The sequence below is a fragment of the Luteimonas granuli genome (assembly GCF_007795095.1).
GTDB classification, from domain to species: domain Bacteria; phylum Pseudomonadota; class Gammaproteobacteria; order Xanthomonadales; family Xanthomonadaceae; genus Luteimonas; species Luteimonas granuli.
This window is the reverse complement of sequence record NZ_CP042218.1, coordinates 1,674,300-1,697,877: the sequence shown is the minus strand read 5'-3', so window position 1 is coordinate 1,697,877 and position 23,578 is coordinate 1,674,300. Positions and strand designations below refer to the sequence as shown.

Here is a 23,578-nt window from a genome sequence, read left to right as displayed (position 1 = left end):
AGCGTACCGTAGGCCCCGCCCATGTTCACCACCGTCGCCGCCTATACCGATCCGATCGAGGCCCAGCTGGCGCTCGGCCTGCTGCAGGCCGAGGGCATTCCGGCGCGCCTGGACGACACCGGCACCGCGATCGCCAACTGGGAGTGGCGGCTGGCGATCGGCGGCATGCGCCTGCGCGTGCCCGACGAGCAGGTGGTGCATGCGCGGCGGGTGCTGGCGGCGCTGGATGCGGGCGATTACGCACTCGACGACACCGCCTGGCCCGAGGCCGGCATCGAGGGTCGCGGAGAGGTCGCGGGCGGCGCCCATGAAGGCCGGGACGGCGAACGCGGGCACGACCCCGCGCTGCAGCCACCCAGCCGCGAAAGCCTGTCCAGCCGCCTCGCCTGGGCCGCGCTGATGCTGTTCGGCATCCCGCTGCCATGGCGGCGCCGGACCGACGACGACACGGTGGTCCGGCGCGCCTGACCGCGGAGGGAGCGCGCTGTCAACGGGTTCCGCAGGCGGCGGACGGGGGGGACAATCGGTGGTTCCGCGGCGCCTGTCGCACGATGCAGCAACGTGATGCCTGAACTCTCCCCCGCGCTCGCGCGCAAGATCGCCCAGACCATCGCCGGCGAGATCGGCGCGCAGCGCGCCCAGGTCGAGGCCGCCGTCGGCCTGCTCGACGAAGGCGCGACCGTGCCCTTCATCGCCCGCTACCGCAAGGAGGTCACCGGCGGCCTGGACGATACCCAGCTGCGCGACCTGGAAACGCGCCTGGGCTATCTGCGCGAACTCGAGGATCGCCGCGCCGCGATCCTGGCCAGCATCGATGAGCAAGGCAAGCTGAGCGACGAGCTGCGCGCCGACATCGAGGGCGCCGACAGCAAGGCGCGGCTGGAGGACCTCTACCTGCCGTACAAGCCGAAGCGCCGCACGCGCGCGCAGATCGCGCGCGAGGCCGGACTGGAGCCGCTGGCCGACGGCCTGCTGGCCGATCCGACGCAGGTGCCGGAGGAGTTCGCGCTGCGGTTCGTCGACGCCGACAAGGGCGTCGCCGATCCGAAGGCCGCGCTGGAGGGCGCGCGCGCGATCCTGCTCGAGCGCTGGGGCGAGGATGCGGCGCTGATCGGCGAACTGCGCGACTGGCTCGCCGACTGCGGCCTCATACGGTCGAAGGTGGTCGAGGGCAAGGAGGCCGCCGGCGAGAAGTTCCGCGACTACTTCGATCACGCCGAACCGCTGGCGAAGATCCCCTCGCACCGCCTGCTGGCCCTGTTCCGCGGCCGCCGCGAGGAGTTCCTGCAGCTCGAGCTCGAGCCCGGCGCCGACGTGGAGGCCGGCAACGCGTACGCCGAGGGCCGCGTCGCGCTCAAGGCCGGCATCCGCAACGTGGGCCGCGCCGCCGATGCCTGGCTGCTCAACGCCTGCCGGCTGGCCTGGCGCGCCAAGCTGCAGCTTCACCTCATGCTCGACCTGTTCGCGCAGGCGCGCGAGAAGGCCGAGACCGAGGCCATCGCGGTGTTCGGCGACAACCTCGAGGACCTGATGCTGGCCGCGCCCGCGGGCCCGAAGGCGGTGCTCGGCCTCGATCCCGGACTGCGCACCGGCGTGAAGGTGGCCGTGGTCGACGCCACCGGCAAGCTGGTCGCCACCGACACCATCTACCCGCACGAGCCGCGCCGGCAGTGGGACCAGTCGCTGGCCACCTTGAGGAAGCTCTGCACCGCGCACGGCGTGCAGCTGGTCGCGATCGGCAACGGCACCGCGAGCCGCGAGACCGACCGGCTCGCCGCCGACCTGCTCAGGCTCGCGCCGGAGCTGGCCATGCAGAAGATCGTGGTCAGCGAGGCCGGCGCCTCGGTGTACTCGGCTTCGGAGACGGCGGCCAGGGAATTCCCTGACCTCGACGTCTCGCTGCGCGGCGCGGTGTCGATCGCACGCCGCCTGCAGGATCCGCTCGCCGAGCTGGTGAAGATCGAACCGAAGGCGATCGGCGTCGGCCAGTACCAGCACGACGTCGACCAGTCCCGGCTCGCCCGCGCGCTCGACGCCCGGGTGGAGGACTGCGTGAACGCCGTGGGCGTGCACGTGAACACCGCCTCCGGCGCGCTGCTGTCGCGCGTGTCGGGGCTGTCGGCGACGGTGGCGGCGAACATCGTCGCCCACCGCGACGCCAACGGGCCGTTCCGGCGCAGGCAGGACCTGCTGAAGGTGCCGCGGCTGGGCGGGAAGACCTTCGAGCAGTGCGCCGGCTTCCTGCGCATCGCCGACGGCGACGAACCGCTGGACGCCTCCGCCGTGCATCCCGAGGCCTATCCGGTGGTCGAGCGCATCGTGAAGGCCTGCGGGCGCGACGTGCGCGCCCTGGTCGGCGATGCGTCCTTCGTGCGCACGCTGAAGGCCGGCGACTACGTCGACGAGCGCTTCGGCGAACCCACCGTGCGCGACATCCTGGCCGAACTCGAGAAGCCCGGCCGCGACCCGCGCCCCGAGTTCAAGGCGGCGAAGTTCGCCGAGGGCGTGGAGGACATCAAGGATCTGCGCGAGGGGATGATCCTGGAGGGCGTGGTCAGCAACGTCGCCGCCTTCGGGGCCTTCGTCGACATCGGCGTGCACCAGGACGGCCTGGTCCACATTTCCGCGCTGTCCGACCGCTACGTGAAGGACCCCCGCGACGTGGTGAAGGCCGGCGACATCGTCAAGGTGAAGGTCCTGGAGGTGGACGTCGCGCGCAAGCGCATCGCATTGACGCGCCGGCTGGACGACACGCCCGCGCCGCGCGAAGAACGGCAGCCCGGCGCGCGCCGCGACGCCGGGGCGCGCGATGGGCGGGATGAGCGGGGTCGCGGCCGCCCCGGAGGGGGCGGTGGTCGCCGCGGCGGCGAGGCTCGAGCAGGCGGCGGCGCAGCGCGTCCCGCCTCACCCCCGCCGAACAGCGCCCTGGCCGAAGCGTTCGCCCGCGCACGCAAACCCTGAAGCCTTGCGCGCCCTGCCTCAGGGACGCCGATAGTCGAGCGGAGGGTCGTCCCGGCGAAGCAGCGGTCGGTAGGGCTCAGGACCCCGGCGCCGCTGGAATTCGGCGCGCGCCTCCCGCAGCAGATCGGGTGAGAGGAAGAGTTCGACCGTGGCCATGGCCAGCGTCGATGCGGCGTTCAGGGCACCCCGGTGGCCGATCGACGACCCCGAGGCGGAGACCGCCTGCCAGCTGTGCGCCGGAGTGCCCGCAATCCACGTGGCCGTGGACACGCCCGCGGTGGGCACCACTCGACTGACGTCCCCGACGTCGGTCGAGGCCAGGCCCGCGACGTCGTCGCGGTAGGGCGCGATCCCGCGCGCGGACTCCAGCGCGGGGCGGCGTTCGAGCGACTCCTGCAACCGCATCGCGAAGTCCAGTTCGACCGCATCGTAGTCCACGCCGCCGACGGCGCGCAGCGCGCGGTCCAGCACCCGTCCGAGGGTGTCGTTGGGCAACAGTGCGTGCACTCCGCCCAGCGGCTCGAACTCGACGCGGGTGCCGGTGCCCATCGCGGCGCCCTGCGCCGCCGCCTGCAGCCGGTCGAACACGTCGCGCACGACCCCGCCGTCCACATGGCGCACGTAGTAATAGACCTCGGCGCGCGCCGGCACCACGTTGGGTGCCCGGCCGCCGTCGGTGATCGCGTAGTGGATGCGGGTGCCGTCGGGCACGTGCTCGCGCAACAGGTTGGCCATGTGGTTCAGGGCCTCGACCCCGTCGAGCGCCGACCGGCCGCGCTCGGGCGCGATCGCCGCGTGCGACGCCGTGCCACTGAAGCGGAACTTGCCGCTGACGTTCGCCAGGCTGGTGGACTGGGCGGCGGAGTTGGCGTCCGACGGGTGCCAGTGCAGCACGGCGTCGACATCGTCGAACAGGCCGGCGCGCACCATGAACACCTTGCCCGAGCCGCCTTCCTCGGCCGGGGTCCCGTATACCCGGATCTCGCCGTCCGTACCGCTCTCCGCCAGCCAGCGGGCCAGCGCGCGCGCCGCGCCCACGGCCGCTGCGCCGAACAGGTTGTGCCCGCAGGCGTGCCCGGCATCATGCCCGGGGAGCGGCGAAGGCTCCGCCACGGCCTGCTGCGAAGCTCCCGGAAGCGCGTCCATTTCCGCGAGCAGGGCGATCACCGGGCCGCTCCCGCGCCGTCCCGCGCGCGCGACGAAGGCGGTGGGCATGCCCGCGACCCCGTGTTCGATGCGGAAACCCGCGGCGCGCAGGCGGTCCTGCAGCAGCGACGAGGCCGCGAATTCCTGGTAGCCCAGCTCCGGCTTCTCCCAGATGGCCTGCGCCAGCGCCGCCTGCGGCGCGGCCCACGCCTCCACGTCCGCACGCACCCGCGCCTGCGCGCCGGCCAGGTCCGACGCATGCGCGACCGCCGCCCCGGCGAGACCAAGCATCAAGGCGGCGGTGAAGCATATGCGCCTCGCGGCCGGAGATCGGTGGATCGCCCGCATGAGGACCAAGTCGTTTCGCATGATGTCTCTCCCCTGGATCGCCACACCATAGCGACCCGCGGGACCGTCGGCCTCCGCCCATCCCCGGTCGGCGGTGAAGTCGATGGTCGGCCAGACCATGCGCGCGCCCGGAGTGGGACAATGGCCTCGTATGAACAAGGTCCTTCACACGATCGACAACGATCCGCGCCCCGCCCCGCCGGAGCCGCCCCTCCCGGGCGACTGCTGCGACAGCGGCTGCGATCCTTGCGTCAACGACACCTACACCGAGGAACTGCTGGACTACCGGGAACGGCTCGCCAGGTGGCTGGAGCGGCATCCGGAGGCGGCCGGGCAGGACCACCGCCCGGCGTGAGGCTCAGTCGCGCCGGGCGTCGCCGCTGAACTCTTCGAACGCCGCCATGGCGTTGGCCGCGTACATCAGCGACGGGCCGCCGCCCATGTACACCGCCACGCCCAGCATCTCGCGGAACTCTTCCGGCGTCGCCCCGAGGCGCACCAGCGCCTTGGCGTGGAAACCCAGGCAGGCGTCGCAGCGACTGGCCACGCCGATCGCCATCGCGATCAGTTCCTTGGTCTTCTCGTCGAGCACCCCCGGCGCCAGCGCGGCCTTGCTCAGCGCGCCGAAGCCCTGCATGACATCGGCGTTGTGGGTGCGCAGCGGGGTCAGGTTCTTCGAGACCCTGCGGGTGAGCTCGGCGTACGAATCAATCGCGGACATGTCCGTGTTTCCTCCTGTTGGTGGGTGCGGTCGTCCCCGACCACGCTCATGCCGCGGTCCTGCGGCGGGGTGACGGCTCTGCGGCGCCGCAGTAGATGCCGTGCAGCGTTTCCATCACCGCGGCCGCCGGGCCCGGCGCCAGCGAGTAGTACACGAGCTGCGCGTCGCGGCGGGTCTGCACCAGGCCTTCTTCGCGCAGCACCGCCAGGTGCTGGGAGAGCGCCGACTGGCTCAGGTCGAGCAGTTCGTTGATCTCGCCGACCGAACGCTCGCCGCCGGCGAGCAGGCACAGCACCTGCAGCCGGCGCTCGTTGGCGAGCGCCTTGAGCAGCTTCGCCGCCTCGCCGGCATGGGCCTGCATGTCTTCCAGATCGAAGCCGGACATGCGCTTGGTTTTTCCCATCGTCATTCCACCCGTGTTGCCAGGATGTGCCGCGGCCCGGGGGTCGAGGCATGCCGGAATAATATCAGTTGACTCTAATATAAGCCAGTGCTAATTTAGCTCCGCCGGGCCATTCGCCCGGAACAGGCCGGGCAACCCCCGGGGAGGTACGGACATGACACATATCGTGGTTCTTGGTGCCGGCATCGGCGGCATGAGCGTCGCGTACGAACTCCGCAGCGCGCTGGGTGCCGATCCCGCCATCACCGTGATCGGGGAAGGCGAGCTGTTTTCGTTCACCCCGTCCAACCCATGGGTCGGGGTGGGCTGGCGCGAACCGGGTGACATCCAGATCCCCGTGCGCGAACACCTGGCGAAGAAGAAGATCGCCTTCGAGGCCGTGGGCGCCGAACGCGTCGACCCCGGCGCCAACCGCGTGCTGCTGCGCGACGGCCGCGCGCTCGGTTACGACCATCTCGTCATCGCCACCGGCCCGCGGCTGGCCTTCGACGAGGTCCCTGGCCTCGGCCCGGACGACGGTTTCACCCAGTCGGTCTGCACCACTCCGCATGCCAGCGCCGCGTGGGACGCGTACCAGCGCTTCCTCGCGGACCCGGGCCCGGTCGTCGTCGGCGCCGCTCCCGGCGCAAGCTGTTTCGGCCCGGCCTACGAGTTCGCGATGATCCTCGACCGCGACCTGCGCAAGCGCAGGCTGCGCGACCGTGTCCCGATGACCTACGTGACCCCGGAGCCCTACATCGGCCACATGGGCCTGGGCGGCGTCGGCGACTCGAAGGGGCTGATGGAGTCCGAGTTCCGCCAGCGCCACATCAGCTGGATCACCAACGCGAAGATCGCCGCGGTCCGTGACGGCGAAATGGCCGTGGTCGAGATGGACGGAGACGGCCAGCCGAAGAAGGACCACGTGCTGCCCTTCCGGTACTCCATGGTGCTGCCCGCCTTCACCGGCGTGGACGCCGTCCGCGGCATCGAGGGGCTGTGCAACCCGCGCGGCTTCGTCCAGATCGACCGGCACCAGCGGAACGCGGCCTGGCCCAATGTGTTCTCGCTCGGGGTATGCGTCGCGATTCCGCCCGTGGAAGCCACGCCGGTCCCGACCGGAGCGCCCAAGACCGGCTTCATGATCGAGTCGATGGTCGGCGCGATCGTCGAGAACATCCGCGCCGACATCGAGGGGCGGCCGGCGACGGCCGAGGCCACCTGGAACGCGATCTGCCTGGCCGACATGGGCGACACCGGCGTGGCCTTCGTGGCGCTGCCGCAGATGCCGCCGCGCAACGTCACCTGGGCGAAGGCCGGAAAGTGGGTGCACCTGGCCAAGGTCGCCTTCGAAAAGTACTTCCTGATGAAGATGAAGTCCGGCAACACCGAGCCCGTGTACGAGAAGTACGTGCTGAGGCTGCTGGGCGTCGCGCGCACCCGCTGAACCTGTTCCCCAACCAACCCCGAACCAACCTCGAAGGAGAACCCACCATGAACCTCGACCGCGCCATCTTCGCCTTCGCCGGCGTGATGATCCTCGCCAGCCTCGCGCTGGGCCATTTCGTCTCGCCCTGGTGGCTGCTGCTGACCGCCTTCGTCGGGCTGAACCTGCTGCAGTCGGCCTTCACCGGCTTCTGCCCGGCCGCGAAGCTGTTCGCGAAGCTGGGCGTGCGCAGCGGCTGCGCGTTCAAGTAAGGAGCGCGACGTGCGAAACGGCTCCATGGCGGCATCGACGCGGGCGCTGGCCCGGATCGCCGGCCTCACCCTGCTGACGGCCACGCTCGCGGCCTGCGGCGGCGCGGACGACGACCGCCGCGGCCCGGGCCCGATCGAAGGCCTGGAGACCGTCACCGTCGCCGAGCCCGCCACCGGACAGGGCCGCGCCTGGGACGGCGTGGTCGAGGCGGTGCGCCAGGCCACGCTGACCGCGCAGACCAGCGGCCGCGTGGCCGAGGTCGCACACGACGTCGATGACCGCGTTTCCGCCGGCACCGTGCTGGTGCGCCTGAGTGCGGTCGAGCAGCAGTCCGAGGTCGACGCCGCCCGCGCCCAGCTGCATGCCGGCGAGGCCGCCGCGCGCGAGGCCGAGGCCGACTACCGGCGCTACCGGGAGCTGGCCGGCGACCAGTACGTGTCGCGCTCGCAGCTCGAACGGATGCAGGCCGCGCGCGACGCCGCCGTGGCCGCGCGCGACGCCGCCAGCGCCCGCCTGGCCAGCGCCGGCCAGACCGTCGGCTACACCGTCGTGCGCGCTCCCTACGACGGCATCGTCGCCCGCCGCCACGTCGAACCCGGCGAATCGGTGGCGATGGGCCAGCCCCTGGCGACGGTATTCTCGCCGGACGCGCTGCGGATCGAGGTCGACCTGCCGCAGGCCGTGGCCGAGCAGGTGCGCGCCGACCCGCGCGCCAGCCTGCGGCTGCATGACCGGCGCACGGTCGACGCCGGCGAAGTCATCGTCTTCCCCGCCGCCGACGCGGCCACGCACACCGTCCGCGTGCGCGTGCTGCTGCCGGCGCTGGACCCGGCGCCGGTGCCGGGCAGCACCGCCAAGGTCGTGTTCCCGGCGGTGGCCGGGACGTCGCAGCCGCGTATCCCGGCCCGCGCGATCGTGCGTCGCGGCGAGGTCAGCGCGGCCTACGTGCTCGCCGACGGCCGGCTGTCGCTGCGCCAGCTGCGGCTGGGCGAGGCCACGCCGGACGGCGTGGAGGTGATCGCGGGCCTCCAGCCCGGCGAGACCATCGCCCTCGACCCGGTGGCGGCGCGCCAGGCCCTGGTCGCGGCCCGCGGGAGCGAATGAGATGGCCGCCCCGGAAAGCAGGCGGCTGGGCATCTCCGGCCGCCTTGCGCGCACCTTCCAGTCCAATCCGCTGACGCCGGTGCTGGCCCTGCTCGGCCTGCTGCTGGGCGTGGTCGCGGTCATGGTCACGCCGCAGGAGGAAGAGCCGCAGATCGACGTCACCATGGCCAACGTGATCGTCCCCTTCCCGGGCGCGGATGCGCGCCAGGTGGAGCAGATGCTGGCGTATCCGCTGGAGCAGGTGCTGTCGGAAATCGAGGACGTCAAGCACACCTATTCGGTCAGCCGCCCCGGCATGGTGGTGGCCACCGTCGAATTCGAGGTCGGCGTGAAGCGCCAGCCGGCGCTGGTGCGTCTGTACGACAAGGTCTTCTCCAACCAGGACTGGATCCCGCAGGGCCTGGGCGTCGGCCAGCCGCTCATCAAGCCCAAGGGCATCGACGACGTGCCGGTGATGGCGCTGACGCTGTGGACCGACGACCCGGATCGCGGCCCCCGCGAGCTGGCCGAGGTCGCGCACACGCTGGAGACCGAGCTCAAGCGCATCCCCGGCACCCGCGACGTGTTCACCATCGGCGCCCCGGAGCGTGCGGTGATGGTCGAGCTCGACGCCAGCCGCCTGGCCAGCCACGGCCTCGCGGTCGAGGACCTGGCCGGGGCGCTGCAGGCCGCCAACCTCGCGCGCCAGGCCGGTGAGCGCGTCGGCGCCGACGGCGTGGTCCAGGTCACCTCCGGAAGCTTCCTCGCCGGGCGCGAGGACGTGGAGGCGCTGGTGCTGGGCGTGGACGATGGCCAGCCGGTACGGCTGGGCGACGTGGCCCGGATCACCGACACCACCGACACGCCGTCGAGCTACGTCTGGCACGGCGCGCCGGCCGGGCGCGCGGGCCCCGAAGCCGGCACCGCGCCCGCGGTGACGCTGGCGATCGCGAAGAAGCCGGGCAGCAACGCCTCCGACATCACCACCAGCGTGCTCGAACGCGTCGACGCGCTGCGCGGCCAGGTCATCCCGGAGGGCATCCAGGTCGAGGTGACCCGCGACTACGGCCTGACCGCCAGCGACAAGGCGAAGACGCTGATCAAGAAGCTGTTCTTCGCCACCTCGGCGGTGGTGCTGCTGGTGCTGTTCGCGCTCGGCCGCCGCGAGGCGCTGGTGATCGGCACCGCGGTGGTGCTGACCCTGTCGCTGACCCTGTTCGCGTCCTGGGCGATGGGCTTCACCCTCAACCGGGTGTCGCTGTTCGCGCTGATCTTCTCGATCGGCATCCTGGTGGACGACGCGATCGTGGTGGTGGAGAACATCCACCGGCACATGGCGCTCGGCGGAAAGAGCCTGCGCGAGGCGATCCCGCCGGCGGTCGACGAGGTCGGCGGACCGACCATCCTCGCCACCTTCACCGTGATCGCGGCACTGCTGCCGATGGCCTTCGTCAGCGGGCTGATGGGGCCGTACATGCGCCCGATCCCGATCAACGCCTCGGTCGGCATGCTGCTGTCGCTGCTGATCGCGCTGATCGTGACGCCGTGGCTGTCGCTGAAGCTGCTGAAGCGGCACGTCGGCTCCAAAGGCGCGGATGGCGCGGATGGTGGCCACGCCGGCGGCCCGGGCCAGGCACCCGGCACGATCGCCGCGCGCCTGCACCGTTTCTTCGAGCGGCTGATGACGCCGTTCCTCGATCCCGCGCGCGGCGCGCGCCGACGCCACCTGCTGTTCGCTTCGATGGCGGGGCTGGTGCTGCTGGCCGTGAGCCTGGCCGGATTCAGGTTGGTGGTGATGAAGATGATGCCCTTCGACAACAAGTCGGAGCTGCAGGTGGTGGTCGACCTGCCCGAGGGCCGCACGCTCGAGGACACCGGCGCCCTGCTCACCGAGCTGGCCCGGGTCCTCGATGAGGTGCCCGAAGTGCTGGACTACCAGGGCTACGCCGGCACCGCCGCGCCGATCAACTTCAACGGCCTGGTGCGCCAGTACGACCTGCGCGCCGGCGCCAACGTCGGCGACCTGCAGGTCAACCTGGTCGACCGCCACGAACGCAGCCGCAAGAGCCACGACATCGCGGTCGCGCTGCGCCCGGAGCTGGCGGCGATCGGCCGCCGCCACGGCGCCTCGGTGAAGGTGGTCGAAGTGCCGCCGGGGCCGCCGGTGCTGTCGCCGATCGTGGCCGAGGTCTATGGCCCCGACTACGACCGCCAGCGCCGCATCGGGCTCGCGCTGGAGCAGCGCTTCCTCGACACCGAGGGCATCGTCGACGTCGACACCAGCGTCGAGGCCGACGCCGCGCGCGAGGTCCTGGTCATCGACCGCGAGCGCGCCGCGCGGCTGGGCGTGTCGCAGGCGGCGATCGCCGAGACCATCGCCGCCGGACTGTCGGGCCACGATGCCACGTACGTGATCGACGGCAGCTCGAAGTACCCGCGGCCGATCCGCCTGCGCCTGCCGGCGTCCGACCAGGCCTCGCTCGACGGCGTGCTTTCGCTGCGCGTGCGCGGCGGCGACGGCCGGCTGGTGCCGCTGTCGGCGCTGGTGCAGGTGCGCGAGGCCGGCTGGGACGGCGCCATCCACCACAAGGACCTGCTGCCGGTGGTGTACGTGACGGGCGACGAGAACATCGTCGCCGACAGCCCGCTGTACGGCATGTTCGACCTCGTCGGCCAGGTCGCCGACAACGCCATCGACGGCCAGCGGCTGTCGCAGCACTACATCGCCCAGCCGGAAGAAACCGCCGGCTTCGCGATCAAGTGGGACGGCGAGTGGCAGATCACCTACGAGACCTTCCGCGACATGGGCATCGCCTATGCGGCCGGCCTGGTGCTGATCTACCTGCTGGTGGTGGCCTACTTCCGCAACTACGTGGTGCCGCTGGTGATCATGGCGCCGATCCCGCTGACCGTGATCGGGGTGATGCCCGGGCACGCGCTGATGGGCATGCAGTTCACCGCCACCAGCATGATCGGCATGATCGCGCTGGCCGGCATCATCGTGCGCAACTCGATCCTGCTGGTGGACTTCATCAACCATCTGCTGGAACAGGGGCGCACGCCGGCGCAGGCGGTGGTCGACGCCTGCGCGGTGCGCGCGCAGCCGATCGCGCTGACCGCCCTGGCGGCGATGGCAGGCGCGGTGTTCATCATCGACGACCCGATCTTCAACGGCCTTGGCATATCACTGCTGTTCGGCATCCTGGTCTCGACCGTGCTGACCCTGGTCGTGATCCCGCTGCTGTACTACGCGCTGCTCCAGAGGAGAACGGCATGAGCATCGACACCCCGATCCGCATCACCCTCGAACAGGACGGGGACTATGCGTTCCGCGTCCACTTCCACGACACCGGCCTGGAGCCGCTGCTGACGGACGAGTCGCCGCCGCTGGGCCAGGACCGCGGTCCCAACCCCACCCGGATGCTGCTGGCGGCGGTCGCCAACTGCCTGGTGGCCAGCCTGCTGTTCGCACTGCGCAAGCAGCGCAACTCGCCGGGGCCGCTGCGGGCCGAGGTCACCGCGGCCGCGCAGCGCAACGCCGAAGGCCGCTGGCGGATCCCGACCGCCTCGGTCACCCTGCACCTGCCGGGCCACAACGCCGACTACCAGGCGCTGGACCGGGTGCTGGCGCAGTTCGAGGACTTCTGCGTGGTCACCCAGAGCGTTCGCCAGGGCATCGATGTCGACGTCACCGTGCTCGATGGCGAGGGCCGGGTGCTGATGGGCGACAAGAGCTTCGAGGCCGGGTCGTGAACAGCCCGCTCAAGGTCGCCTGCCCGCACTGCGGGGCGCTCAACCGGGTGCCGGGCGAACGCCTCGGCGATGCGCCCGCATGCGGCCGCTGCGGCAAGGCCCTGTTCACCGCGCAGCCGGTCGTACTGGATGCCGCCAGCTTCGACCTGCACGCCGCGCGCTCGGAGCTGCCGCTGCTGGTCGATTTCTGGGCGCCCTGGTGCGGGCCTTGCCGGATGATGGCGCCACACTTCGAGGCCGCCGCCGCGCAGCTGGAACCCCGCATGCGGCTGGGCAAGCTCGACACCCAGGCCGAGCCCGCGCTGGGCACGCGCTTCGGCATCCGCAGCATCCCGACGCTGGCGCTGTTCCACGGTGGCCGCGAGCTGGCGCGCGTGTCGGGCGCGCTGCCGGAAGACGGGATCGTGCGCTGGGCACGCGAGCACGCGCCATGAAGCAGATCGTCATCCTCGGCAGCGGCTTCGCCGCGCTCACCACCATCCGCCGGCTGCGCGCGCTCGGCGTGCGCGACGCGATCACCGTGGTCTCGCCGCGCAAGGAGCTGGTCTACCTGCCGAGCCTGATCTGGCTTCCGTCGGGCAAGCGCAGCGGCGACGACTTGCGCATTCCGCTCGCACGCTTCTTCGAACGCAACGACGTGCGCTGGCACCAGGGCAGCGTGACCCGTGTGCTCGACGGTGGGCGCCGCGTGGTCACCGACCAGGGCGAGCTTGGCAACGATGTGCTGGTCATCGCCACCGGCGGACGCTATCTGCGCAAGCTCCCGGGCATCGAGCACGCGATCATTCCCTGCGAAGGCATCGCGGCCGCGGAGTCGATCCGCGACCGGCTCGCGGCCATGGACGGCGGGACGATCGCGGTGGGTTTCTCCAGCAATCCGAAGGAGCCCGGTGCGGTGCGCGGCGGGCCGATGTTCGAGTTCCTGTTCGGCATCGACACCCTGCTGCGCCGGCAGGGGCGGCGCGAGCGCTTCGAGCTGGTGTTCTTCAATCCGGCTGCGCAGCCCGGGCAGCGGCTCGGGCCCGCGGCGGTGGCGAAGATGCTCGCGCGCATGGAGTCGCTGGGCATCCGTACCCATCTCGGCCACAAGCCGCTGCGCTTCGAACCCGGCAGGGTCGTGACCGAGGGCGACGGATTCGACGCCGACCTGATCCTGTTCATGCCCGGCCTGACCGGCCCGGCATGGCTGGAAGACAGCGCGCTGCCGCAGTCGGAAGGCGGCTTCATCGCCGCCGACGCGCACTGCCGCGTACTCGGGATGGAGCGCGTGTACGTCGCCGGCGACGCCGGCAGCTATCCCGGCCCGGAGTGGATGGCCAAGCAGGCCCACCAGGCCGACCTGCAGGCGGACGCGGTGGCGAGGAACATCGCCGCCGGACTGCGGGACCAGCGCGCGGACCACGGCTTCCGCACCGAGCTGGTGTGCATCGTCGACGCGCTCGACAGCGGCATGCTGGTCTACCGCGGCGGCCGGCGGAACCTCGCCCTGCCGAACCTGCGCGCCTTCCACTGGCTCAAGCAGCGCTTCGAGGCCCGTTACCTGAAGGCCTACCGTTGACCGGCGTGGGTCCGTTCCCGATCCACTCGATCATGGCGGCCGCAGCGACCGTGGTCGGCTGGCTGGTGGTGCGCGGCTGGGCACGGCGCCTGCCGTGCGCGCCCGGGGAGTGTCCGCACCGGGTGGCGGTGGGGCTGTTCGTGGACGCGGTGATGGTCGGTCTGCTGGCCGCGCGCCTGGGCTACATCCTGCTCTGGTGGCCGGAGTACATGGCTGCGCCGAAGTCGATCGTCGCCATCGGCGACGGCGGCTTCCTGTGGTGGGCGGGGCTGCCCGCCGCGCTGGCCTTCGCATGGTGGCGGACCCGGAAGCGCATCCCGCTGCGGCGGCCGCTGCTCGCGGGCATCGCGGCCGGCATGCTGGCCTGGGCCGCATTCGGCGGCCTGCTGATGATGATGCAGCGCTCGGCGCCGCCGCTGCCCGCGTTCGAACTGGCGACGCTCGACGGAGAACCCGTCACGCTCGCCGACCTGTCCGGGCGCCCGATGGTGCTGAACCTGTGGGCGACCTGGTGCCCGCCCTGCCGGCGCGAGATGCCCGTGCTGGAGGACGCGCAGCGCCGCTGGCCGGGCGTCGCCTTCGTGCTGGTCAACCAGGGCGAGGACCGCGGCACGATCCGCGAGTATCTCGATGCCGCCGGACTCGAGCTCGACCATGTCCTGCTCGACCCGCATTCGCAGGCGATGCTGGAGACCGGCACCCGCGGCCTGCCGACGACGCTGTTCTTCAACGCCGAAGGCCGGCTGGTCGACAGCCACATGGGCGAGCTCACCCGTGCCACCCTGGCCGGCACCCTGCGGAAGCGCTTCGGGGTTGCGATCGGGGATTGACCTGCGTCAATGCGCGCGCCGTCGCGGGCGCGCAGAGTTTCACGCAGATCCGGGGCAGTCGGGTCCATCGTCCGCCCCGGCGCCCTGTCGCCCGGAGGCCCACATGCATACACGTCCCCGCCAGCCTGCCCGGTGGCCCGTCCCGTTCTCCCGCCAGGGCCTCGTCGCCGCTGTCGCACTGGCGCTGGCGTCCGGCGGTGCCCATGCCGCCGACGCCTGGAAGACCAGCGGCGACGTGCGCTTCGGCCACGTCGCCTCGGAGACCCGCGCCCGCAGCGGCGCCGAGACCGACGCCGACAGCCTCCGCGCCCGCGTCCGCTTCCGCCTGCGCGGCGACCTCGGCGGTGGCTGGCAGTTCAGCGGCCGTGTCGCCGCCCGGCTCGACACCGACCAGGACAACGAGGAATTCTGGATGCGGACGTACGCGCCGGGTCCGGCCGGCCTCGAGGACGGCCAGGGCACGATCGACGAGGCGTATCTGGAGTACCGCCCGGCCGAGGCGCCGTGGAGCCTGCGCTTCGGCCGCTTCCAGGCGGCGTGGGGCCTGGACGACGTGATGAAGAAGTCGCTCGACCAGAACGACAGCACCAACTTCGACATCACCTGGACCGACGGCGCCTGGCTGCAGTGGCGCGCCAGCGAAGACTGGACCACCCACTTCATCGTGCGCCACAACGACCGCCGCGGCCCGACCGGAACCCTTCGCCGGCCACTCGGGTTCAGCGACAGCGACTCGCGCGTGGGCGTGCTGGCGGTCGCCGAATCGAAGACCGTGATCGGCCCGCTGGTCCAGCGGGTGGTCACGCTCAACTGGCTGCCGTCGGCATTGCACCCGTACGGCGTCGCCGATCCGCGGACCGAGGACTATCTCGCCGTCACCGCCAAGGCCACCGCGCAGTGGCCGCTGGGCCAGGGTGGAACGAAGCTGCGGCTCGGCGGCGAGCTCGGCTACGCCCCCGACACGCCCCGCCGCGAAGCGATGAACTCCGGCACCGGCAGCGCCGATTCGCTGTCCTGGCAGGCCTCGCTCAACTTCATGGACATCCTGCCCGACCACGACCTCGGCATCGTCTACGGCCGGGTCGCCGACGGCTGGCTGATCTCGAGCGACTTCCGGCCCAACGACACGCTGGCCGAAGTGCGCTGGGTCTGGCAGGCCACGCCGGCATGGCAGATCGACGCGCGCTTCCGTCGCCGCGAGGAGATCGACCTGCCCGCCACCGCTCCCCGCGCGCGGCGCGACGACGACCTCTACGTGCGCGCCACGCTGCGCTTCTAGGCCGGGTCACTCATCGCCGGCCGTAGAAGTGTTTCGCGAACGGCTTGCGGTACTGCTGATGACAGCCGAGGCAGGCCTGCTGCACCTCGGCAAACGCGTGAATGACCTGGGGGCCATCGCCACGTGCCGCGGCGCCGGCCATGCCGTCCGCCGCGCGCTCGACCTGGGCATCGAACTCCCGGAACGTGCCGGCATCGACTCCCAGCCACCTGAGGATGCGGACCTTCTCCGCCATTGGCGGCTCCGCATGACGGGCGATCCCCGGCGCCAGTTCCTCGACCATGGCCCAGTCCTCCCGGGAAATCGCGCCGGTCACGGCCTGCATGTCCTGCCCGAGGCGCTTCATCACGGTTCGCAGGCCCATGGACTCCCCGTCTCCGGCCCGCGCGTCGGCGAATACCGGCAGGACAACAACCGCGACGGCCACCGCGATCAGGATGGGGAAAAACTTCTCTCTGTTCATCACGTTCTCCTTTGCGGAAAAGTGGCCTGCATGGCGCCAGGCAATCCACCACGTGGCGCTGATCGTGCAGTCGACCAGAAACCGGACTTCATGCCGCCTGCCAGCCGCCTCCGAGCGCCTTGTACAAGGCCACCAGTTGCACCGCGGCGGCCGTGTGGGCGCGCGTGACGGCGGCCTTCGCCTCCTGCAGCTGGCGCTGCGCGGTGAGAAGCTCGACCAGTGCGATGGTGCCCATGGCATGCCGGCGGGCGGCATGATCATGGCTGCGCTGGCTGGCCTCCAGCGCGGCCTGGTGGCGCTGAAGTGCGATCAGCCCGGCCCGGTATTCGGCCATTGCCGTCTCGGCGTCGCCCAGCGCAGCCAGCACCGCCTGCTCGTAGGCCAACGCTGCCCGCCACTGGGCCGCCTCGCGGGCGCGTATTTCCGCGCGCACGCGGCCACCGTCGAACATGCGCCAGGAAATCAGGGGCAGGATCCCGTATCGGGCGCTGCCGGAATCGAACAGGCCATCGGCATCGAGCGCCTGGAAGCCGCCGCCAACGCCAATCGACAGCTTCGGAAAAAGCTCTGCCGTCGCCACGCCGATGTCGGTCGTGCTGGCCGCGAGGCGGCGCTCGGCCGCAAGCACGTCAGGCCGACGACGCAGGAGGTCGGCGCGCTCGCCGACCGGGATCTCGGCCAGCGGCGGCAGGCCTGCTGCCGCTTCTTCCAGCAGCAGCAATCCGCGCTCGGGTGGTTCGCCCAGCAGCACCGAGAGCGCCAGGAGGGCCGCACGCTCGCGGGCGCGGATGCCGGGAAGCGAAGCCTCCGCAGTCGCCAGCGTGGACTGCGCGGCGTCCACGTCGGCGAGCGACGCGACACCCGCGGCATGGCGCAACTCCAGGAGCCCAAGCGAATGACGCTGCGCCTCAACCGCCGCCTGCGACATGCGCATCTCGTGCCCGGCACCCACCGCCGTGAACCATGTGCGGGCGACTTCGGCGACGATGCGCATGCGCACGCCCTCCGCCTCGATTCCGGCCTCATGAAGTCGCGCGTTCGCACCCTGGAGCGCGCGCCGCTTTCCGCCGAACAGGTCCAGTTCCCAGGCGGCGTCGAAGCCGACGTCATGGATCGTCTGGATGGCATCCATGCCGGGAATCGAGGCGACCGGCAGGGAGCCGTCCGCACTTTGCCGGCGCCGGTTGACACTGCCCCCGACGTCGACGGCAGGAGCCAGGCCGCCGGCAATCCGATCTCGCAGAGCGCGCGCTTCATCGATCCGCGCGGCCGCCTGGTAGAGGTCGAGGTTTTCGGCCAGCGCGGCCTCGACCAGGCGGTCGAGCATCGGATCGCCGAGAGTGGTCCACCAGTACGCGTAGTCTTCCGAACCGCGTTCCGCCACGACGGGCAGGCTCCAGCCGGTTCCCGTGTGCACCGGAGGTGGCTCGCGATAGTCGGGGCCGACGGTGCAGGCGGCCAGCAGGGCGCAGAGCACCCCGGACACCAGCGGCCCCGGCCGCAAGGCAGGCCCGGGCGTGGTGCCCACGGGACCGGCGGAAGCGGAGGATTCTTCGAGCGTCATTGCAATCGTCCCCGGACGAAGAAGGTCGCCGCGGTCAAGGTCACCAGCGCGATTGCCGCCAGCGGCCACATGTTGGACAGGATGTCCGCCGGCGGCATCGCCTTGAGCACGCTGCCGTGCACGATCACCAGGAAGTGGGTGAGCGGGATGGCCTGGGCCAGCCACTGCAGCGCCAGCGGCATGTTCTCCACGGGCGTTGCAAAGCCGGACATCAGCACCGCGGGCACGCCGATGGCGAAGGCGCCCAGGATGGCCTGCTGCTGGGTCTTGCTGACCGCGGAGATCATCAGTCCGATGCCGACCACCGAAAGGATGAACAGCACCAGGCTGAGCAGCAGCAGCAGGAACGAGCCGGTGAACGGGATCCGGAACGCGAATGCACCGGCTGCGATCATCACCAGGCCGAGCACGGTGCCGATCGCCAATGGCGGAAGCGACTTCGAAACGATGATCTCGAGCGTGGAGGTGGGTGATACCAGGAGCTGGTCGAAGGTGCCGAGCTCCCGTTCCCGGGCGATCGACAGCGAAGTGAGCATGAGCGCACTGAAGAACGCCAGGATGCCGACGAGGCCCGGCACGATGAACCAGCGGTAGACCAGGTTGGGGTTGAACCAGTGGCGTACCGCGAGCGGCGCTCCGACCGCGGGATCGACCTCGGCCCCGATCCCGGTGGCGATCGAGGACAGGTAGCCCACGACGATCTGTCCCGCGTTGCTGCGTCGGCCATCGACCAGCACCTGTATCCGCCCGCTGTCGCCGGCGGCGATGGTGCGGGAGAAATCCGCCGGGATGTCCAGTCCGGCGATCACCTCGCCGCGGTCGATCAGCCGCTGCAGCTCGCCGCTGCTGCGGACCGTATGCACCTCGGAAACGAATCCCGCGCCGTCCAGTCGCGCGACCAGCTCGTGCGACCAGCGCCCCGCGTCCTGGTCGTGCACGGCGAGGCCGACGTTGCTGACCTCGAGCGTCGCCGCAAAGGCGAAGACGAGGAGCTGGATCAGCGGCGGCGCGAACACCACCATCCGGCTCCGCGGGTCACGCAGGATGCTGAGCACCTCCTTGATCACCTGGGCGCGCAGGCGGGCGAGTACCAGCGGAGGACTGCGTCGCGCCATCGCTCAGGGCTCCAGGTTCTTTCGCGTGGCCCGCTTGGCCAGAGCAAAAAGACCCCGCCGATGGCCGCCATCGCCAGCAGGTCGGGCACGAACACCGCCCGGATGTCGCCGGCCAGGAACACCGTCTTGAGCGAGGACACGAAGTACCGTGCCGGCACCAGCCAGGTGATGGCGCGGATCGGCGCCGGCATCGAGTCGATCTCGAACAGGAAGCCCGACAGCATGAAGGCCGGCAGGAAGCCGGAGAACAGCGCGATCTGGGCGGCCAGGAACTGGTTGCGCGCCAGCGACGAAATGAGCAAGCCCTGCCCCAGCGCCGGCACCATGAACACCGCCGACAGCAGCATCAGCGCCGCCAGCGACCCGCGCAGCGGCACGTCGAACACGAACACGGCCAACGCGGCCGCGCCCAGCGTGGACACCATGCCCAGCGCGAAGTAAGGCAACAGCTTGCCGACCAGGATCTCGACCACCGAGGCCGGCGTGGACATCACCGCCTCCATGGTCCCGCGTTCCCACTCGCGTGCGACCACCAGTGCGGTCAGCATCGTGCCGATGATGGTCATGACGATGGCGATCGCGCCCGGCACCAGGGATCGCCGGCTTTCCAGCTCCGGGTTGAACCAGTAGCGGGGCTCCAGGGTGATCGCCGTCGATGGCATGTCGCCGGCCATCCCCAGACGCCAGGTCTGGACCACGCCCTGGGCGTAGTTCGCGACGAAATTGGCGGTGTTGGGCTGCGAACCGTCGGTGACCACCTGCACCAGCGGCTGGTTGCCGCCCGCGGCCAGGCGCTGCTCGAAGTCCTGCGGGATCACCACGTAGCCCCGCAGCTCACCGGCCACCACCCGGTCGCCGACTTCCCGCCGGTCGTGGGCGAAGGTCACGTCGAGGAAACGTGTAGCCGCGAATGCAGCCGCAAGCTGCTGGGCGGAGATGCCGGGCGATTCCACCACCACCCCGATCCGTACCTTGCGTATGTCGAGCGACACCGCATAGGCGAACAGGAACAGCAGCACCGCCGGCAACACGAAGGCGATCAGCAGCGTGGACGGATCGCGCAGCGCCTGCAGGCTCTCCTTGCGCACCAGCGCCGCGAGGCGGCGGGCGTCGAAGCGGGGCGCGGCCGCGCCGGCCGGCACGCCGGCACTCGACCGCCCGCCTCCACGCAGGTTCATGCCGCCTCTCCCGCCGCGGCCTCGTCGACCAGGTCGGCCGATTCCACCAGGTGGATGAAGGCGTCCTCCATGGTCGGATCCGGCGTGTCGCCACCGGCCGCGCCGCGCTTGAGCGCGTCCGGCGTGTCCAGCGCGATCAGCCTGGCGCGGTACAGCATCGCCACCCGGTCGCAGTACTCGGCCTCGTCCATGAAATGGGTGGTGACCATGATCGTCACGCCCTTGCGGGCGAGGCCGTTGATGTGGGTCCAGAACTCGCGGCGGGTGATCGGGTCCACGCCCGAGGTCGGTTCGTCCAGGAACAGCACCGGCGGCCGGTGCATCAGCGCGCAGGCGAGTGCCAGCCGCTGGCGGTAGCCGAGCGGCAGCGACTCGGGCGCCGCCGACAGCCAGCGCCCGAGGTCGAAGGTCTCGATCATGTCGTCGATGCGCGCGCGCTTCGTGGCGCCCTGCAGCCCGTAGACGCCGGCCGAGAACTCCAGGTTCTGGCGCACCGACAGCAGCCCGTACAGCGAGAACTTCTGCGCCATGTAGCCGAGGCGGGCCTTGGCGGCGCCGGTCGCGCGGCGCAGGTCCATGCCCGCCACGTGGGCCTCGCCCGAGGTCGGCGCGAGCAGGCCGCACAGCATCTTGAACGTGGTGGACTTGCCCGCGCCGTTGGGACCGAGCAGACCGAACACCTCGCCCTTGCGTACCTGGAAGCTGACACGGTCGGTGGCGGTGAAGTCGCCGAAGCGCCTGGTCAGTTCGCGACAGGAGACGGCGATGTCGGAGTCGAGTTCCACCGGCGGCATGCGGCCGGCCAGCGCCGAGATGCCGCCGGGACCGCCGCCGAGCAGGTCGATGAAGGCATCCTCGAAGCGAGCCGGCACCGCGGCCAGGCGCGCACCGGCCCGGTCGGCCAGCGCCTGGACCTCGTCGGTACCGGCGCCCTCGCGCAGGACCACCCGCACGCCAGCGCCCTGGATCACGCCGTCGCCCACACCCGCCAGCTCCAGCGCCTCGGACAGCACCGCGCGACGCTCCTCGCCCACCTCCTCCAGGCGGAAGCTGCGTCCCTGGAGACGCCCGGTCAGCTCGGCCGGCGGGCCGTCGAAGGCCAGCTCGCCCTCGTCGAGCAGCAGCACCGAGTCGCAGCGCTCGGCCTCGTCCAGGTAGGCGGTCGACCACACCACCGCCATGCCATCGTCGGTCAAGGCCTGCACCATCCGCCAAAGGTCCTGGCGACTGACCGGGTCCACGCCGACGCTGGGCTCGTCCAGCAGCAGCACCCTCGGCCGCGCCATCAGCGCGCAGGCCAGGCCGAGCTTCTGCTTCATGCCGCCGGACAGCTTGCCGGCCAGGCGTTCGGTGAACGGCGCCAGCCGGGTGAAGTCGAGCAGTCCGGCGAAGAGCTCGCCGTGTCGATCCGCGTCCATGCCGCGCAAGCGTGCGTACAGGCGCATGTTCTCCATCACCGTCAGGTCTTCGTACAGGCCGAAGCGCTGCGGCATGTAGCCGGTGGCCACGTGGATGGCGTCGTTGTCGTCGACCACATCGAATCCGGCCACGGTCACGCGACCAGCATCGGGCCGGAGCAGGCCGGTCATGATCCGCATCAGCGTCGTCTTGCCGGCACCATCCGGGCCGACCAGGCCGGTGAGCCGGCCATAGTCGATGCGTGCCTCCAGCCCGAGCAGCGCCCGGACCCGGCCGAAATGCTTGTCGACGCCTTCGATCGCCACGGCCACGCCCTCGTGGCGACCGCGCGCCTCGACCCGCGGCGGCGTGGCGCCGACCATGTCAGCGGACGCCGTCGCCGGCCGCGCCCGAGCCGGACGCGGCGTCGAGCTCGACGGTCACCGGCATTCCCTGGCGCAGTCCGCCATCGACCTGGTCGTCATCGATGACCACGCGCAGGCGGTAGACCAGGTCGGTACGCAGGTCGGGCGTCTCGACGGTTTTCGGCGTGAACTCCGCGCGTGGCGAGACGAAGCCGACCTGGCCCCGGTAGACCCTGTCGGAGGAGTCGCTGCGGACACGGACCGGGGTTCCCGGAGCGACACGGCCCAGATCAGGTTCGCCGACGTAGGCCCGTACATACACCGGCCGATCGAGGCTGAGGCTGTAGACCGCGCTCTGGCTCGCGACCATGCTGCCCGGCTCGCGGATCCGGGCGATGATCGTGCCGGCAGCGGGCGCCAGCAGCCGGGTATCGGCGAGTGCCGTCAGCGCCTGGTCACGGGCCGCCTCGGCAGCGGCCAGCCGCGCCTCCCCCGCGGCGATGTCCTCGCTGCGGAAGCCCTCCACGGCCTGCGACAGCGCCGCCTCGGCCGCCCGGACGGCTGCAACCGCCTGATCGCGGGCAGCGCGCGCGGCGTCGACCGTGCTCCGGCTGCTCGCGCCCGAAGGCAGGAGGCCGGCCTGGCGTTCGTAGTTGCGTCCGGCGTCCGTGGCGACGGCCCGCGCGCGGTTCAGCGCCTCGCGGGCCTGCGCGACCTCCTGCGGACGGAGGCCGCCGTGCAGCTTGTCGACCTCGGCCCGTGCCACCCGGACCGCCGCCTCCGCGCCCGCCAGCGCGTCCTCGTAGGGCCGGGCATCGAGCAAGGCCACGCGGTCATCGGCGGCGACCGCGTCACCTTCCTCGAAGATCATTTCCGCGACCCGTCCCGGCTGCCGGAAGGCCAGCTGCACCTCGCGGATGTCGACGTTGCCGTACAGGACCAGCGCGCCGTCGTCGGTGCCCGCGCGCCGTGCCCAGATCACCGCGACCAGAACCGCGGCCGCGACGATGGCGGCGGTGACGATGACCCGTTTGCGCCCGAAGCGCTTGGCTCCGGTGCTCATGCCCCACCTCCCCCGATGCCGCGACGGTAGATGGCGAACACGCCCGGCGCGTCGCGGCGGATCCGGGCGACGTCGCCAGCCACCATGGCCTGGATCACCAGGCCCTGGACGGTGCCGATGAACAGCTGCACAGCCGCTTCGACGTCCAGCGCCGGATCAAGCTCGCCGGCGGTGATGCCGCGCCCGAGCAGGTCGCGCAGCCGCTCGCCGTAGCGCCCGATCAGGGCCTGCACCATCTTGCGCGGCAGGGTGTCCGCCGGCCGCTGCAGCTCGCCGAACAGCATCCGCGGCACGCCCGGGTGGTCGGCGACGAAGTCGACGTGGGCCATGAACACCGCCTCCAGCGCCGCCAGCGGCGACGCCGTGCCGGCCGCGGCCCTGTCCACCCGCGACAGCAGGCGCTCGGCGACCCGGGAGAGCACGGCCTGGACGATCGCATCCTTGTTCGGGAAGTGCCGGAACAGCGCGCCCTGGGTCAGCCCCATGCGCTCGGCGATGGCGCTGGTGGTGATCTCGCTGGGGTTCTGTTCGGCGGCGAGGTCGATCATCGCCTCGACCGTGGTCTCGCGCCGTTCTTCAGCCGAAAGCCGGGATGGCCGCTGGGTCATGGGGACCTGCCTGGGGGCAAAGTAAGTGAGTGGTCACTACCTTACGCCCATCCCTGGAGTCTCC

Annotated in this window: 21 protein-coding genes and 1 pseudogene; 12 read left to right on the top strand and 10 right to left on the bottom strand. The window is 71.3% G+C overall.

All coding sequences use genetic code 11. From position 1 onward, the window contains the following. Positions 1–21: 21 nt before the first annotated feature. Together FPZ22_RS07800 and FPZ22_RS07795 are read left to right on the top strand one after the other, a co-directional pair. On the top strand, positions 22–468 hold the full coding sequence (locus FPZ22_RS07800) for a putative signal transducing protein (protein ID WP_144891906.1): 447 nt from the start codon (positions 22–24) through the stop codon (positions 466–468). Positions 469–564: 96 nt separating this feature from the next. After that, the gene (locus FPZ22_RS07795; protein WP_144891904.1) at positions 565–2,961 is read left to right on the top strand and encodes a Tex family protein; all 2,397 of its coding nucleotides are present in this window, start codon (positions 565–567) and stop codon (positions 2,959–2,961) included. Between the two features lie 18 nt (positions 2,962–2,979). On the opposite strand, the gene FPZ22_RS07790 is transcribed toward FPZ22_RS07795, so the two are convergent. Continuing rightward, positions 2,980–4,398: an amidohydrolase gene (locus tag FPZ22_RS07790; protein WP_144894035.1), complete on the bottom strand. Its 1,419-nt coding sequence runs from the start codon at positions 4,396–4,398 to the stop codon at positions 2,980–2,982. A 208-nt stretch (positions 4,399–4,606) separates the two neighbouring features. Between FPZ22_RS07790 and FPZ22_RS07785 the strand changes: the two genes are divergently transcribed. Beyond that, entirely contained in the window at positions 4,607–4,810 is a 204-nt protein-coding gene (locus tag FPZ22_RS07785) for an oxidoreductase-like domain-containing protein (protein ID WP_144891903.1), read from the top strand. A gap of 3 nt (positions 4,811–4,813) precedes the next feature. Here FPZ22_RS07785 and FPZ22_RS07780 read toward each other — a convergent pair whose 3' ends face one another. Beyond that, positions 4,814–5,176, bottom strand: coding sequence for a carboxymuconolactone decarboxylase family protein (locus FPZ22_RS07780; RefSeq protein WP_144891901.1), 363 nt, complete (start codon positions 5,174–5,176; stop codon positions 4,814–4,816). A 46-nt stretch (positions 5,177–5,222) separates the two neighbouring features. Then, on the bottom strand, positions 5,223–5,561 hold the full coding sequence (locus FPZ22_RS07775; RefSeq protein WP_144891899.1) for an ArsR/SmtB family transcription factor: 339 nt from the start codon (positions 5,559–5,561) through the stop codon (positions 5,223–5,225). Positions 5,562–5,733: 172 nt separating this feature from the next. Here FPZ22_RS07775 and FPZ22_RS07770 point away from each other — a divergent pair, with 172 nt between their 5' ends. From FPZ22_RS07770 to FPZ22_RS07730, 9 genes are all read left to right on the top strand, one after another. After that, entirely contained in the window at positions 5,734–7,005 is a 1,272-nt protein-coding gene (locus tag FPZ22_RS07770) for an NAD(P)/FAD-dependent oxidoreductase (protein WP_144891897.1), read from the top strand. Between the two features lie 47 nt (positions 7,006–7,052). Beyond that, complete coding sequence (locus FPZ22_RS07765) at positions 7,053–7,256, top strand: YgaP family membrane protein (RefSeq protein ID WP_144891896.1); 204 nt, start codon at positions 7,053–7,055, stop codon at positions 7,254–7,256. Between the two features lie 10 nt (positions 7,257–7,266). Further along, positions 7,267–8,361 carry an efflux RND transporter periplasmic adaptor subunit gene (locus FPZ22_RS07760; protein ID WP_144891894.1) on the top strand — a complete coding sequence of 365 codons (1,095 nt, stop codon included), beginning with the start codon at positions 7,267–7,269 and terminating at the stop codon, positions 8,359–8,361. 1 nt (position 8,362) lies between these two features. Further along, a complete protein-coding gene (locus tag FPZ22_RS07755) occupies positions 8,363–11,617 on the top strand; it encodes an efflux RND transporter permease subunit (RefSeq protein ID WP_144891892.1) in 3,255 nt (1,084 codons plus the stop codon). Continuing rightward, on the top strand, positions 11,614–12,093 hold the full coding sequence (locus tag FPZ22_RS07750; protein ID WP_144891890.1) for an OsmC family protein: 480 nt from the start codon (positions 11,614–11,616) through the stop codon (positions 12,091–12,093). Before FPZ22_RS07755 ends, FPZ22_RS07750 begins: the two co-directional genes overlap by 4 nt. Then, complete coding sequence (trxC, locus tag FPZ22_RS07745; protein WP_144891888.1) at positions 12,090–12,527, top strand: thioredoxin TrxC; 438 nt, start codon at positions 12,090–12,092, stop codon at positions 12,525–12,527. Before FPZ22_RS07750 ends, trxC begins: the two co-directional genes overlap by 4 nt. Beyond that, positions 12,524–13,651, top strand: coding sequence for an NAD(P)/FAD-dependent oxidoreductase (locus tag FPZ22_RS07740; RefSeq protein WP_144891886.1), 1,128 nt, complete (start codon positions 12,524–12,526; stop codon positions 13,649–13,651). The genes trxC and FPZ22_RS07740 overlap by 4 nt, the downstream gene beginning before the upstream one ends. Positions 13,652–13,656: 5 nt before the next feature. Next, entirely contained in the window at positions 13,657–14,481 is an 825-nt protein-coding gene (locus FPZ22_RS07735) for a prolipoprotein diacylglyceryl transferase family protein (RefSeq protein WP_281287449.1), read from the top strand. 103 nt (positions 14,482–14,584) lie between these two features. Beyond that, positions 14,585–15,760: a porin gene (locus FPZ22_RS07730; protein ID WP_144891883.1), complete on the top strand. Its 1,176-nt coding sequence runs from the start codon at positions 14,585–14,587 to the stop codon at positions 15,758–15,760. A gap of 10 nt (positions 15,761–15,770) precedes the next feature. Here the strand turns inward: FPZ22_RS07730 and FPZ22_RS07725 are convergent, their stop codons facing one another. From FPZ22_RS07725 to FPZ22_RS07695, 7 genes and pseudogenes are all read right to left on the bottom strand, one after another. Then, entirely contained in the window at positions 15,771–16,223 is a 453-nt protein-coding gene (locus tag FPZ22_RS07725; RefSeq protein ID WP_210412653.1) for a cytochrome c, read from the bottom strand. Between the two features lie 88 nt (positions 16,224–16,311). After that, a complete protein-coding gene (locus FPZ22_RS07720) occupies positions 16,312–17,856 on the bottom strand; it encodes an efflux transporter outer membrane subunit (RefSeq protein ID WP_246120669.1) in 1,545 nt (514 codons plus the stop codon). After that, positions 17,784–18,902, bottom strand: a complete 1,119-nt coding sequence (locus FPZ22_RS07715) for an ABC transporter permease (protein ID WP_144891879.1) — start codon at positions 18,900–18,902, stop codon at positions 17,784–17,786. The genes FPZ22_RS07720 and FPZ22_RS07715 overlap by 73 nt, the downstream gene beginning before the upstream one ends. A gap of 3 nt (positions 18,903–18,905) precedes the next feature. Next, a pseudogene (locus tag FPZ22_RS07710) lies at positions 18,906–20,080 on the bottom strand (ABC transporter permease). Then, the gene (locus FPZ22_RS07705; RefSeq protein ID WP_144891877.1) at positions 20,077–21,861 is read right to left on the bottom strand and encodes an ATP-binding cassette domain-containing protein; all 1,785 of its coding nucleotides are present in this window, start codon (positions 21,859–21,861) and stop codon (positions 20,077–20,079) included. Before FPZ22_RS07705 ends, FPZ22_RS07710 begins: the two are co-directional and overlap by 4 nt. A 1-nt stretch (position 21,862) precedes the next feature. Then, complete coding sequence (gene hlyD / locus FPZ22_RS07700; protein ID WP_144891874.1) at positions 21,863–22,906, bottom strand: secretion protein HlyD; 1,044 nt, start codon at positions 22,904–22,906, stop codon at positions 21,863–21,865. Next, entirely contained in the window at positions 22,903–23,514 is a 612-nt protein-coding gene (locus FPZ22_RS07695) for a TetR/AcrR family transcriptional regulator (protein WP_144891872.1), read from the bottom strand. Before FPZ22_RS07695 ends, hlyD begins: the two co-directional genes overlap by 4 nt. Positions 23,515–23,578: the final 64 nt, after the last annotated feature.